Source organism: Burkholderia sp. Tr-862 (genome assembly GCF_011753085.1).
GTDB classification, from domain to species: Bacteria; Pseudomonadota; Gammaproteobacteria; order Burkholderiales; family Burkholderiaceae; genus Burkholderia; species Burkholderia ambifaria.
In genome coordinates this window covers 1-13,064 of record NZ_VWWG01000039.1, presented here as the reverse complement: position 1 = coordinate 13,064, position 13,064 = coordinate 1, and the positions used below count along the sequence as shown (strand labels likewise).

The window sequence follows — 13,064 nt, the reverse complement described above, 5'->3', positions numbered from 1 at the left end:
GGATGAAAAATAATAACTGATGAAAATTTCGTTCGAGATGGGACGCGCCAATAGGCGCTAATGAAGTACCGGGGACTTTAGCGTCCCGAGGGACAAGAAATCGCGATGGTGATTCGGCGCGCGGTTTCGTTCTTGTTCTGGAAGTGCTGATGCGGTTTTGCCAACGACTTGCGAGCCTGAGCGGCGCCGGAATCTGCAGTTGTCACGTGACAAGTCGATACGGCTGACCAAGGCATTCAAACAGGGGTCAACGGGGCGGCACGCAGATCGACTTGCCGAGATGATCCCGGTAAATCCACTTTCTGCTTTGATGCAATCTGCGCTCCGATATGGCTGCTGGTGCTGGTGCTGGTGCTGGTGCTGGTGCAGATGCAGATGCAGATGCAGATGCAGATGCAGATGCAGATGCAGATGCTCGTGCTCGTGCTCGTGCTCGTGCTCGTGCTCGTGCTCGTGCTCGTGCTCGTGCTCGTGCTCGTGCTCGTGCTCGTGCTCGTGCTCGTGCTCGTGCTCGTGCTCGTGCTCGTGCTCGTGCGACCGCGACCGCGACCGCGACCGCGACCGCGACCGCGACCGCGACTGCGACTGCGACTGCGACTGCGACTGCGACTGCGACTGCGACTGCGACTGCGACTGCGACTGCGACTGCGACTGGTGGGTTGTTACGTGACAACCTCACCACTGGCGATTGTGGGCGGACGTCTTCTGCCCGAGCGCGGCCACGGTAGAGATCGCTACCGTGAAGAAATCTGGGGGGAGACACGAAGGGATGTTGGCCAGTTGGGCCCGGTCGCTAATCGGCGTCCGATGTAGGCGAGCGGTTGTCACGTGACAACCGGTGCGGTTCTATCCGGGAATGACCAGCGTGGTAGCGGCGTGGCACGCACACGGTCTTGGAAGAAGCGCGCTATGCGAGCCGAGGCGTATGCGTCTATATTCCGTTCAACTAGTCGGGTCAGCTGGCGCCTTCTCCTGGCATCCTTCAACGGCGTGGGCTCTCGGCAGTGCATGCCGGCCTGGATTCTAGGCCTATGATATGGCCCCAATAAATTAGCCAGTTCAGCATCCACGAAGCCACAACCTTGGGGCAGGGGAGGGGCAGATATTCCGAGCTGTTGTATCGGCGATTGATTTGATGGAAGCCGGCATCGGCATCCTGTCACGTGGCCTCGCGTGACGATTCCTCTTTTGAAGGTAAATTCATTGTCCGGCGACATGAGGCGACGTGGATCCGCGGGGTCGTGAAACATTTCTGAAAAACGTGGTGTCTTCGTAAACCCTTGTCTGGCAATGAGTTGCGCCACTTTCTTCATGTTGTTTCACGCAACATGCACGTGATCTGCCGGCAAAATGGGGGCGCATGAATTCCGCGCGGCAGATTGGCTGCGAGCAATGATGATTGGCGCGAAATCGTATCGTATGATACGTGTTTCGTGGTGAAAAATACGTCCTGCAGAGAGATGCAATCCGATCGATATACCGGCGACCTGATGCAGCGCGCTGAACAGTCGGAGGGGAAAATTCAGTCGGTGTAGTTTCCTCTCGATTGCCAGTTGTCACGTGACAACGAGCATGCAGGATCGCGAACTGACGGGATGTCGGGAGAAGCCAAAGCGCGGGGCTGGCTATGTTGACTCTACAGTGCGCCCCAAGGCGGGGCGAGCAACATGCGATTCTGTAGACAGCCTGAGATGATCGTCATCTCTATCGCGGCGTGGGCGAAGCCGGAATCTACAGAATCTGCATCAGGGAGACGAAGTGCATCGGCATCGTCGGCCGACCGAATAGATCTCGGCCGATGCCGAACGTCTGCTTTTCCGGCCGGCCGATCATCGTCATCGACACTCAATTGAAGAGTCCGCCGCCAAGCCTCGCGCCGTAACGAAAAACCGCCGCCGCAGCGCGACGCTCCCGGCCAGAAGCGCCGCGGCCAGCAAACCTACTTCGTCGTCTGCGATGCGCATAGCTGCCACCGGCGCGGCTTCGCCGCCGGTGCCTTTTCTGCGTCATCGACGGTTCGCCACCACCGTTCACCGCGATGCGGCTCATTCAGATCGAGCCGCTCGCCCATCCTGGGCGTCGCTAGCTCGACGCCACGCACCATTGCCAACGCCGTGACGCGCTCGAACGGCTCCTGCCAACGATGCATCGCCAGATCGAACGTGCCGTTGTGAATCGGTATCAGCGTGCGTCCGCGCAGGTCGATGTGCGCCTGCACGGTTTCTTCCGGCTGCATGTGCACGTAGGGCCATTGCGGGTCGTAGGCGCCGGTCTCGATCAGAGTCACATCGAAGGGCCCAAGACGTTCACCGATTGTCCGGAAACCGTCGAAGTAGCCGGTGTCGCCGCTGAAGAACACGCGCAGATCGTCGGCGACGATGACCCAGGACGCCCACAGCGTGCTGTTGCCGTCAAACAGGCTGCGCCCGGAGAAGTGCTGCGCCGGTGTTGCGGTCAGCGTCAGTCCGTCGATGTCGATGCTTTGCCACCAGTCGAGCTGGCGCACCTTCGTCGCGTCGATACCCCACTCGATCAGGCGGTCGCCGACGCCCAGCGTCGTGACGAACACGCCAGTCGTGGCCGCAAGCGCGAGCACCGTGTCACGGTCGAGGTGATCGTAGTGATCGTGCGACAGGATTACGCCGCGCAACGGCGGGAGATCCTCGAGCGCAATCGGCGGCGCATGGAAGCGCTTGGGGCCGACGCGTCGAAACGGCGATGCACGTTCGGCAAATACCGGATCGGTCAGCCAGAACTCACCGCGCAGCTTCAACAGCAGCGTCGAATGCCCGAGCCGATACAGGCTGCGGTCAGGGGCCGCGTCGAGTTGCTCGCGAGTCAGCGAATCGATCGGCAGTGCACCTGTCGGAACCGTGTTGCGTGGCTTGTTGACCAGCATGTTCCATGCAATGCCGAGCGTCTTGCCGAAGCCTTCGACCGGTCGCGGCGCGACATTGCTGAAGCGTTCGCCATTGTGCTGCGGCGACTCGCCGGACAGCGTGCGGCCACGCCTGGCGGCGGCGAAACCCAGTACGCGATGAAGAAAAACGAGAGGCGAAGCCATGTCGCGATCCATCCGGAAATAAAAGTACACTGAACAGTGTAGTTTATCCCTGGGAAAAGTAAACTCAGCGGTGTAAAATTTTTGCATGGATACGAGCACTTCCCCCCAGCGCATGACCGATCGAAAGCGCGCGGCAATTCTCGCTGCGGCGATCGAGGAATTTCGCGCGGCCGGCTACGACGCGACCAGCATGGATCGCATCGCCGCGCGCGCGGACGTGTCGAAGCGCACCGTCTACAACCACTTCCCCGGCAAGGAAGCATTGTTCGCAGCGATCCTGCACCAGCTGTGGGACGCGACGCTGACCGCCGGCGCGCCGGCCTACTGCGCCGACGTGCCGCTGCGCGATCAATTGCTCGCACTGCTGGGTCGCAAATTGCGGCTGTTGAACGACGAAGCCTTTCTCGCGCTCGCTCGCGTCGCGATCGGCGCGGCCATGCACTCGCCGGAACGCGCGCGCGACATGGTCGAACGCATGGGCGAGCGTGAAGAAGACGTGACGGTATGGATTCGTGCAGCCGCGGCGGCTGGCCGGCTGGCGGCGACCGATCCCGTATTCGCCGCACATCAGCTGCACGGACTCGTGAAAGCGTTCGCGTTCTGGCCGCAGGTGACGATGGGCCAGCCGCCGCTGGGCGCGCAGGAACAGCAGAAAGTCGCGGAAACGGCCGCCGACATGTTTCTTGCGTACTACGCGCCTCCGGATTACGGCGGTGCGTCAGGTGCAGGACAGGACTGAGCGCGCGTCATGCGACGCGTGAAGCGCAACGGGCGCGTCGATTGACTCGGTGCGCGGTCCATCCGCCACCTGGAAGAAAGCGCCATGCGACCACGGGCGAACGCAGGACCGGGCATACACGTCGAGGTCGCCCATTTGAGCCGTACCGACGCGGGTGGTCGGCACATATGAAACCCAACACGAACGAACACCGATGAAGACGCTGTTGATCGTCTACCACACGATGACCGGCGGCACGCAGCAGATGGCCGAAGCGGCCGCGGCTGCCGCGCGCGAGCAGCCCGGTGTCGACGTCAGGTTGCAGCGTGCGGATGCGACGAGCGCGGACGACGTGCTCGCCGCCGACGCCTATCTGTTCGCGACGCCGGAAAATCTCGCCGCGATGTCCGGGCTGATGAAGGATTTCTTCGATCGCTGCTACTACGCGGCGCTCGATCGCGTGAACGGTCGCCCGTATGCGGCAATGATCTGCGCGGGCAGCGACGGACAAAATGCGCTGCGCCAGATCGACCGGATCGCGACCGGGTGGCGGCTCAGGAATGTGGCTCCGGGCCTGATCGTCTGCACCCATGCGCAGACGCCGGAGCGGATCCTCGCGCCGAAGACGATCGACGCCGAGGATCTCGCGCGCTGCGCGGAAGTCGGCGCGGGTCTTGCTGCGGGGCTCGCGCTCGGCGTGTTCTGATCATCGGCGATCAACCGGGTCGAACCGGTGCCGCAGCCGCACGCAAGGACCGCCGCGCGACGCCTGCCGTGTTGTCTCCAATCGCACCGAGTTCAAGCGACGCGTACTTTTCGCGGGACACGGCGGTTGCGACTCGCATCGCCGTTTGCCGCAGCGGCACCGTCGCGTATCGATGTCCTAGTCACCCTCGGTCGACACGGTCGGTTGATGGTATTCGGGCCACAGGCTCTTCACGAGATCGCGCGAAGCGCCATACGCATAGCAGCTGTCGATCTTGAGCGGCTTTCCGTTGTCGTCGCGGTAATTCAGCGACGACGGCCGCACGCCGACCACCGTCTGATAGGCCGCGGTCGCGGCCGGACCGAGAATTTCCTTCAGATGGGTGCACGTGTCGCAAGACGGCAGGCGTTTGCGGACCTCGCTGTTCCAGCCGGCGCCGATGCGCAGTCCGACGAGCGCCTGCAGCGTCTCGCCGCCGCCCGGACACTGCGCATAAGGATGCGACCTGATGAACGTGGATACCGCGCGCACGATCATGTCGACGTCGAAGACCAGCGTCACGCCGAGGTCGTGAATCGGGGCCAGCGCCGCGAACGTGCGCGTGCCGCCCGGCGGGGTGAAATCGCTCGTCTTGCGATCCGCGAGACAGGCCGTGACTTCGAACAGGCCGTCACTGCGGCGATAGCCGCGCATGTCGATCTGCCGATGGTGAATCTCTTCGCGCGTAATGCCTTCGTGCGGGAGGTCGTGTCGGGGATTCATGTAATCGCTCCGTTTCGTACAACCGGGTCTCTTTGCATTCGACAGCGATGGCGTTGGCCGATCGGTGCGTAGTGAAACCACCACAGGCCGCCGACGATGTCGATCCGGCCATACTACGCACTTTCCGGTGCCGCCGTACGATCGACGATCGATGCGTACGCAACTAATTGAATACCAGCAGCGATCGACGCGAACGCCGCTCCGCCGCGCGGATCGTACGCGAACGCTCGGTCTTTCGGACCGCATGAGTCCGCAGGCGCGGGCATCTTGGGCGTCCGTACCATCGCTCGCCATTCCGTAGTGTGGAATGACCGACGCGATGCATGAGCCGCGAACCAAAACCGAAAGTACCGAAAGCGGCACTACGTAACGCGTGCATCACTACCGGTTGAAAACGCCGCGATAATGCGCAACGTGACCGCGTGGATGCATTGCGCGCCCCTCGGATCCGTCAAATGCGAACCGGTGAGTCAGCCGACAGCCGCGCGTACCGGTATACTTCCACTCCTGCCTTTATCCGGCATCGTGGCCGGGTGCCTGAAAACAGCGGTTGTGGCGATGCGGCCCCGCAATGTTCCGCATCGGTGGCAGAAGCCGCAGGCAATGCGGCAAAACGCCGATGTGCGGAATGGCAGCACGAACCACACCTTATATTCCTGGTGGATTGAATTTATGGGTTTTGAACAACTTGCCGAATTGCGGGCGCAGCTCGCAGCCAAGGCCAAGCAGGAGCGCAACGCGAAGCGACCGGCTGCGCAACCGGACGCCGGCGCGAAGCCGAAGTCCGGCGACCGGCCCGCTCGCGGGGCCAAATCGGGTGCCGGGGCCAAAGCGCCGTCCGGTGCCAAGCCCGCTTCGGCGAAGCCGTCGACCCCGGTCGATCCCGTCATCGTCGCGATCGGCAAACTGCAGCGCCGTTTCCCGCGCGCGTTCCCGAAGAATCCGGCACCGAAGGTGCCGCTGAAGGTCGGCATCTGGGACGACCTCGCCCGCGAGGCGCAGGCCGTCGGCCTGAGTGAAGCCGAGTTGCGCGAGGCGATGTCCACGTGGTGCCGCGGCAATCGTTACTGGTCGTGCCTCGTCGAAGACGCGGTGCGGGTCGATCTGCAAGGTAACGAAGCCGGGCGCGTGACGCACGACGACGCAGCGCGTGCGCGCCGGTTGAAGTCGCGTCGTCCGGGCAACAAGGGCGGCGCTCAAGCAGCAAAGGGCGCACCGTCGCAGCCGAAGGCGGAACCGCAGGCCGACGCCGCTGCGCCGCAGCCGGCGACCCCGGAAGCACTGGCCGACGCAGCACCGCAGGCCGAGCAGCAAACGACCGCGAGCGAGTAACGCGCAATGCATCGCCGCGCGATCGCGCGGTGACGGTCCGCCTGCACCGCGCGTGCAGCGCAACCACCTAACAGACCGGCCTGTCCCCGCACGGGGCAGGTCGGGACTGCCTCCGCTGGCGAGACCGCCAGTCAGCTAGCCCTTCACCCATCAGCATCGAACTGCCAATCGAACCGGCGATGAAAGCGCGTCGGCGACCGCAGCTGCGCAATGCATCGTTCGTGTTGAATGAGCATGACGACCGGACATCGAAACAAGGGTGGTGTGCATCACGAATCCGCTTACGTCGCGTCACAATAGTTCGTTTTCCTAAAGTACGCGGAGCGAGCGCAGATCAAGCGTCCGATTCGCACTCACGCCAATATGTCTCGCGTCAGTCGTTGTCGGGCGCGAAGTACAGCCCTAGTCGCGGGACCGACGTGTGATGTCCGGACCCGCCGCCACCGCAGCGGCCGCCAGCCCATTGGTTGGCGACCCGCGACACAAACGCCGATAATCTCCGCATCCGGGAACGTCGGGCCGATACGCATTGCCGACCACGTATGACGTGACAGGTGCCTGAACGCTGACGCGAGCTTCCCGACAATCCCCGAGGCAAACCGTACGCGCTACGGCATCACATGACGCCTGCCGACTCCCTACGCCCCAACGCCTTACACCAAGACCGCCTCATGAACCCGAGACATTCCGCGATTCTCGTCGCGCTCATCGCCGCCGCGCTGTTCGGCGCCGCGACGCCGCTCGCCAAGGCACTCCTCGGCGCGATGTCGCCGTTCATGGTCGCGGGCCTGTTCTACCTCGGCAGCGGGATCGGTCTCGCCATCGGGATCCTGCTTCGCGGGCTGCGCAGCCGCCGCGCGCCGGCCGGGAATGCCGCGCCGCTGCAACGCGCGGACCTGCCGTGGCTTGCCGGCGCGATCGCGGCCGGCGGCGTCGCGGGCCCGGCGCTGTTGATGCTCGGGCTGTCGAGCGCGCCGGCCGCGACGAGTGCGCTGCTGCTCAATCTCGAAGGCGTGCTGACGGCAGTCATCGCGTGGGTCGTGTTTCGCGAGAACGTGGATCTCCAGGTGTTTCTCGGCATGGTCGCAATCGTCGCCGGCGGCACGCTGCTGTCGTGGGTGCCGGGGCGCGCGGGCGTGCCGGTCGGTGCGCTGCTGATCGCCGCCGCGTGCCTGTGCTGGGCGATCGACAACAACCTGACTCGCAAGGTCGCCGCGAACGATGCAATGGTCATCGCGTGCGTGAAAGGCCTGGTCGCCGGGCCCGTGAATATCGGCATCGCGCTCGCGGCCGGCGCGACGCTGCCCGCCATTCCGGCCACCGCCGCCGCGATGCTGACCGGCCTCGGCGGCTACGGGATCAGTCTCGTGTTGTTCGTCGTCGCGCTGCGTCATCTCGGCAGTGCGCGCACGGGCGCGTATTTTTCCGTGGCGCCGCTGTTCGGCGTCGTGCTGTCGCTGCTGATCTGGCCGGCACTACCGTCCGTCACGTTCTGGATCGCGGCCGCGTTGATGGCGCTCGGCATCTGGCTGCATGTGCGCGAACGGCACGAACACGAACATGCGCACGAGCGGATCGAGCACACGCACCGGCATCGGCATGACGAACATCATCAGCACACGCACGACTTTCCGTACGATGGCGATGAACCGCACACGCATCCGCACGTGCATCTGCCGATCACGCACAGTCACGCGCATTTCCCGGACATTCACCACCGCCATCGACACTGACCGCGCGGCACAAGGAGAAAGACGCGCGCCGCGCGCAACGTGTATCGCAAGGTAACCGTTTATGGGATGTCGTTTCGTGCCAGCCGTGCCCCTTCGACACCCATCGATTCAGTCGTCCGTCTGAATCAGCCGAATCAATGAACCGTCCAGGTCGATCAGCGTGCCGAGGGTACCGCCCCATGGCTCGCGTTTCGGCCGATGCGCACGCGGCCAGCCGGTCGTCTGCTCCGGAATACCGGCCGCGAGCACCTCATCGAAAAACGCGCCGACGTCGGCGAGCCGGAAACAGCAGCTGAACCAGCTCGTGGCCGGATCGAGGCCGGGATGCGGAAAGAATTCCAGCAGCAGGTCGCCGCGCCTCAGGATCATCCAGCTGTCGTCGCGCCAGGTTTCGACGAAGCCGAGTTTCGCGTAGAACTGCGATGTGGCTTCGAAATCGCGTGACGGCAGATTGGGCGTCGCCAAGTCGGTCAAGGCTGTTCCTCCGGTGGGCGTTGAGATCGAACGAACGCGCGGGACAGCGCGGAGATGGATGTCGTGCATGATCGGTCAAACGCTGCGTATCGACAAGCCACGCAGGGCGACGTCGTGACTATCGTTGCCGGGGAAAGCAGAATCCGAAATCCTCGCAGCCCGGACATCCGGGCGCGGGCCCGGGCGTCCGGCCGAGCGATGCGGCCACTTCCTGCGCGAGGAATTTCTTCCAGCGCAGTTGCGCGACATTGCGCGCGGCGAGCGCGGGGAAATAGCGGTCGAGCATCGCCGAAACCGCATTGCGCCCGTCGAGGCCGAGATCCCGCCACAGGTGGTCGGGGCGCAGGCATGCATGCGCGATGATTGCCGCGACGCAGTCGGCATCGTCGCGCGCGACGGCGGGATGCGCATCCCGCATCAGCAGCGCGTGCAGTGTTGCGACGAACTGCGCGTGCGCGGCCGGCAGCGGCGCGATGGCGTCGGTCGGCATGAGCGTGGCGGCATCGGTGGAACGCAGACGCGGAAACTGGCGGGCAAGCAGGCCGCTCAACCGGGCAGGAGACAGGCCGAGCAGCGCGAGTTCGTTGCGGCATGCGCGTGCCGCAACGAGTGCGCCGAACAGACGTGCATCCGCGGACGCGGCGTCCGCCGCCGCGGACAGCAGCGATTGCAATACACGCCGATGCGCGTGTTCGAGCGCGGACGTCATCGTGTGCACCCGCACGCCGGGCGAGGGTTGCGCGCCGCTTGCAGGTGCGGCGAACGATGGGTCGTCATCACAATCGGTCAGTCGATCAGGCGATCATTCGACCCCGACGATCACGCTCGACGCCTTGAAGATCGCAGACGCAGGCGTGCCGCTCGCGAGGCCGAGACGATCGACGCTGTCGTTGGTGACGATCGCGACGATTTCCGCGCCGCCCGCGGCCTTGATCACGACTTCCGAATTGACTGCACCCTTCGCGATCGACGACACGGTGCCCGCGATGCAGTTGCGCGCCGACACCTTGCTGCTGTCGACGTCGACCATCACGATCACCGACGATGCCTTGACGAGCGCGAATGCCTTCGTGCCGGCCGTGAGACCGAGCGATGCGACGCTGCCGTGCGTGATCACGGCGACGATGTCGAGGCCGTCCTGGGTACGCAGCGTGATTTCGTCGTTGACGGCACCGGGCTTGACGGCGCTAATCTGGCCGGCGAACTGATTACGGGCACTGCTTCGCATGATGATCCTCCGGAACATGGGCCGCCCGGCGGGCGGCGAGCGAATGATGGGAACTGCGGACGAGTTTACCGGCAATGCCGGTGATGCGCGCCGTCGGCATCGACATACCGGACATGCGAGACCGCGCACGGTGATGCGGGACGGCACGCGTGTCACGCACGCCGTCCCGCACCGCGCGCGATTACTTACTTGGCCGGCGCTGACGCAGCAGCCGGCGCACCGGCCGCCGACGTTTGCTGCGACACAGCGGACGCCGCGTCGCGTTCCCATCCGCCGCCGAGCGCGAGGAACAGCTTCACCTGGTCGGCGGCGACTTGCCCTTCGGCCGCGGCGACCTGCGCGCGCACACTCGTGAGCGTGCGCGTCGCATCGAGATCGGAGATGAACGATTCGCGGCCGGCCACATAGAGCCGGTGCGTTTCGTCAGCGGAATTGCGCGCCGATTCGTAGGCCGTGCGCAGCGCATCGATGCGCTGCACGTCGGCCGCGTAGGTCGCGAGACTCGACTGCGTTTCGCGCAGCGCGTTCAGCACGACGCCGTCGAAGTGCGCGAGTGCGCCACCGCTCGCGGCTTCGGCTTCGCGCACGCGCGCGCGCTGGCCGTTGACCGGGAACGACCAACTGATCAGCGGTCCGAACGACCAGCGATTCGTGGTGGACGAGAACAGGTCGGCGGCGACGCCGACCGAGCCGGCCGACGCGCCGATGCTGATCGACGGATACAGCGCGGCGCTCGCGACGCCGATCCGTGCGGTCGCGGCGGCGAGCTGGCGCTCGGCTTCGCGAACGTCGGGGCGGCGTCGCAGCAGCGCGGCGCCGTCGCCGATCGGAATCGGCTGGCGCAGCTTCGGCAGCCGCTCGCATTCCGCGACCGCCTTCGGCAGGTCGGCCGGCGAGCGTGCGAGCAGCGCGGCGAGCTGGTATTGCGCGATCTTGCGGCGACCTTCGAAACGCGGGATGTCGGCGGACAGCGTGCGCACCTGCGTGACGCCACGCGTCACGTCGGTCTGGTTGCCGCGCCCCGCATCGCGCAGCCGCTGCGACAGCTTCACGCGCTGCTGCTGCAGCGCGAGCGACTGCTTCGCGATCGCGAGCTCGTCGCCGGCGGAGCACGATTCGACGTAGGCACGCACGACGTCCGCGACGACCGTGATGCGCGCCAGGTCGGCGGCCGCCTGCACGGCTTCGCTGTCCGCGCGCGCGGCCTCGACGCCGCGCCGCAGCTTGCCGAACAGATCGAGTTCGTACGACACGCTGATGCCGACCGTGCCTTCGTTGACGACCGGCAGCTTGTTTTCGAGCAGATACTGCTCGGCCGATTCCTGCGCGCGCTGCACGGCTGCTTCCGCGCTGCCGGAGAAGCCGCCCTGTTCGTTCGCGACTTCCAGCGCCGCGCGCGAACGCGCGAGGTTGGCCGCGGCGACGCGCAGATCGGTGTTCGATTTCAGCGCGCTGCGCACGAGCTCGTCGAGCACGGGATCGTCGTACAGCTGCCACCAGTTGCCGGGCACGGCGTTGCGCGAGACGAGCGCGCCGTTCGCGTCGTCGAGCGCATGGTTCGCGAGCGGTGCATTCACGTACGCCTGCTGCGGCAGCGTGTAATCGGGGCCGACGGACTTGCACGCGCCGAGTGCGAGCGTGAGCGGCGCGAGTGCCGCCGCGAGGCGCAGGCCGTGCCGCTTCATTGCGATGCTCCCGTTGCGCTGACGGCCGCCGGTGCGGATGCCGCGGGCAACGAAGCGGGCGGCACGGCCGCGGTGGAAGCGCCGGCAGCCGGCTTCGCCTTGTCGTCGCGGCGCGTGTCGGTGCGCACCGCGACGGTTGCGGTGCGGCCGGCGATCATCCGGAAGTCGTCGGGCACCTCGTCGAGCACGACGCGCACCGGCACGCGCTGCGCGAGCCGCACCCAGCTGAATGCCGGGTTCACGTTCGGCAGCAGGTTTGCGCCCTGCGTGCGGTCGCGATCCTCGATCGCGGCGACGATGCTCTGCACGTGGCCGCGCAGCGGATGCGGCTCGCCCATCACGACGATGTCGACCGGCTGGCCGATGTGGATGCCGCGCAGCTTGGTTTCCTCGAAGTAGCCGTCGACGCGGAACGAATTGCGGTCGACGACCGACAGCACCGCGCGGCCGGCCGGCACGTATTCGCCGACGCGCGGCGCGCGGTCGTTCAGGTAGCCGTCGACGGGGCTCACGATCGTCGTGCGCTGCAGGTTCAGCTTCGCGGTGTCGAGCGACACCTGCGCATCGGCAACGGCGGCTTCGCCCTGTTCGACACGCGTGCGGCTTTCCTCGACCTGTTCGCTGGCGACCAGGTTGCCGAGCTGCAGGTTGCGCGCGTATTCGCGCTTCGCCTGAGCGAGCGTCGCGCGGCGCTGCGCGAGCGTCGCTTCGGCCAGCCGTTCCGTGAGCGCGTAGCGCGCCTGGTCGATCACGAACAGCACCTGCCCGCGCTTGACCTCCTGGTTGTCGGCGACCTGCACCGCGGTGATGAGCCCCGACACGTCGGGCGCGACCTGGATCACGTCGGCGCGCACGTGCCCGTCGCGTGTCCACGGCGAGAACATGTAGTAGTTGATGATCCGCCACAGCACGAGGGCGGCCACGACGACGACGATCAGGGTGAGCAGGATCTGCCCTGCCGAGAGCCAGGTTTTTTTCACGGTTAGCTAGCCACGAGATGGTGAGACACGATGACGACGGCGGCAAACACGAACACGTAGATGCCGAGGTCGAAGATCGAACGGTGCCAGACGAGGCGGTAAAAGCCGACGCGCTCGAGCAGCGCGCGCACGACGATGTTGATCAGGTAGGCGATCAGCATCAGCACGAGCGGAGCCGGCACGAATACGCCGAAGATGTCGATTTCGCCGATCATGGTCGCGGTCGGAAAGACAGGTTGGAAAGCGGGATCATGCGCGTGCTCCGTCCGGTGCGGCTTGCGGCGGTTGCGCGGACGCGCCCGGGTACAGCGACAGCCGCAGGCCGACGAGCGCGTGCAGCGTATCGCGCAGCCGGCGGTGCGTCGCAGGCGTGGCCGGCGCC

Annotated in this window: 13 protein-coding genes; 5 read left to right on the top strand and 8 right to left on the bottom strand. The window is 65.4% G+C overall.

The genetic code is table 11. The features are described from left to right. The first annotated feature begins 339 nt into the window (after positions 1-339). The gene (locus F3J14_RS14135; protein WP_166723505.1) at positions 340-813 is read left to right on the top strand and encodes a hypothetical protein; all 474 of its coding nucleotides are present in this window, start codon (positions 340-342) and stop codon (positions 811-813) included. 1,126 nt (positions 814-1,939) lie between these two features. On the opposite strand, the gene F3J14_RS14130 is transcribed toward F3J14_RS14135, so the two are convergent. Beyond that, positions 1,940-3,064, bottom strand: a complete 1,125-nt coding sequence (locus F3J14_RS14130; protein ID WP_166723543.1) for an MBL fold metallo-hydrolase — start codon at positions 3,062-3,064, stop codon at positions 1,940-1,942. Positions 3,065-3,149: 85 nt separating this feature from the next. Here F3J14_RS14130 and F3J14_RS14125 point away from each other — a divergent pair, with 85 nt between their 5' ends. Further along, positions 3,150-3,803, top strand: a complete 654-nt coding sequence (locus F3J14_RS14125; protein WP_166723513.1) for a TetR/AcrR family transcriptional regulator — start codon at positions 3,150-3,152, stop codon at positions 3,801-3,803. Positions 3,804-3,996: 193 nt separating this feature from the next. Continuing rightward, on the top strand, positions 3,997-4,488 hold the full coding sequence (locus F3J14_RS14120; RefSeq protein WP_166723512.1) for an NAD(P)H-dependent oxidoreductase: 492 nt from the start codon (positions 3,997-3,999) through the stop codon (positions 4,486-4,488). Between the two features lie 177 nt (positions 4,489-4,665). On the opposite strand, the gene F3J14_RS14115 is transcribed toward F3J14_RS14120, so the two are convergent. Beyond that, positions 4,666-5,250, bottom strand: coding sequence for a DUF2889 domain-containing protein (locus tag F3J14_RS14115; RefSeq protein WP_166723511.1), 585 nt, complete (start codon positions 5,248-5,250; stop codon positions 4,666-4,668). Between the two features lie 672 nt (positions 5,251-5,922). Here F3J14_RS14115 and F3J14_RS14110 point away from each other — a divergent pair. Then, positions 5,923-6,582 carry a ProQ/FinO family protein gene (locus F3J14_RS14110; protein ID WP_166723542.1) on the top strand — a complete coding sequence of 220 codons (660 nt, stop codon included), beginning with the start codon at positions 5,923-5,925 and terminating at the stop codon, positions 6,580-6,582. 671 nt (positions 6,583-7,253) lie between these two features. After that, entirely contained in the window at positions 7,254-8,315 is a 1,062-nt protein-coding gene (locus tag F3J14_RS14105) for a DMT family transporter (protein WP_166723510.1), read from the top strand. Positions 8,316-8,423: 108 nt separating this feature from the next. On the opposite strand, the gene F3J14_RS14100 is transcribed toward F3J14_RS14105, so the two are convergent. From F3J14_RS14100 to F3J14_RS14075, 6 genes are all read right to left on the bottom strand, one after another. Then, positions 8,424-8,789 carry a bleomycin resistance protein gene (locus F3J14_RS14100; RefSeq protein ID WP_166723541.1) on the bottom strand — a complete coding sequence of 122 codons (366 nt, stop codon included), beginning with the start codon at positions 8,787-8,789 and terminating at the stop codon, positions 8,424-8,426. Between the two features lie 118 nt (positions 8,790-8,907). Beyond that, on the bottom strand, positions 8,908-9,498 hold the full coding sequence (locus tag F3J14_RS14095; protein WP_166723509.1) for a nitrogen fixation protein NifQ: 591 nt from the start codon (positions 9,496-9,498) through the stop codon (positions 8,908-8,910). 93 nt (positions 9,499-9,591) lie between these two features. Continuing rightward, positions 9,592-10,017, bottom strand: coding sequence for a TOBE domain-containing protein (locus tag F3J14_RS14090; protein ID WP_166723508.1), 426 nt, complete (start codon positions 10,015-10,017; stop codon positions 9,592-9,594). 185 nt (positions 10,018-10,202) lie between these two features. Continuing rightward, a complete protein-coding gene (locus F3J14_RS14085) occupies positions 10,203-11,702 on the bottom strand; it encodes an efflux transporter outer membrane subunit (protein ID WP_166723507.1) in 1,500 nt (499 codons plus the stop codon). Continuing rightward, positions 11,699-12,682, bottom strand: coding sequence for an HlyD family secretion protein (locus F3J14_RS14080; RefSeq protein ID WP_166723506.1), 984 nt, complete (start codon positions 12,680-12,682; stop codon positions 11,699-11,701). The genes F3J14_RS14085 and F3J14_RS14080 overlap by 4 nt, the downstream gene beginning before the upstream one ends. Positions 12,683-12,684: 2 nt before the next feature. Then, the gene (locus F3J14_RS14075; protein WP_006755496.1) at positions 12,685-12,897 is read right to left on the bottom strand and encodes a DUF1656 domain-containing protein; all 213 of its coding nucleotides are present in this window, start codon (positions 12,895-12,897) and stop codon (positions 12,685-12,687) included. Positions 12,898-13,064: the final 167 nt, after the last annotated feature.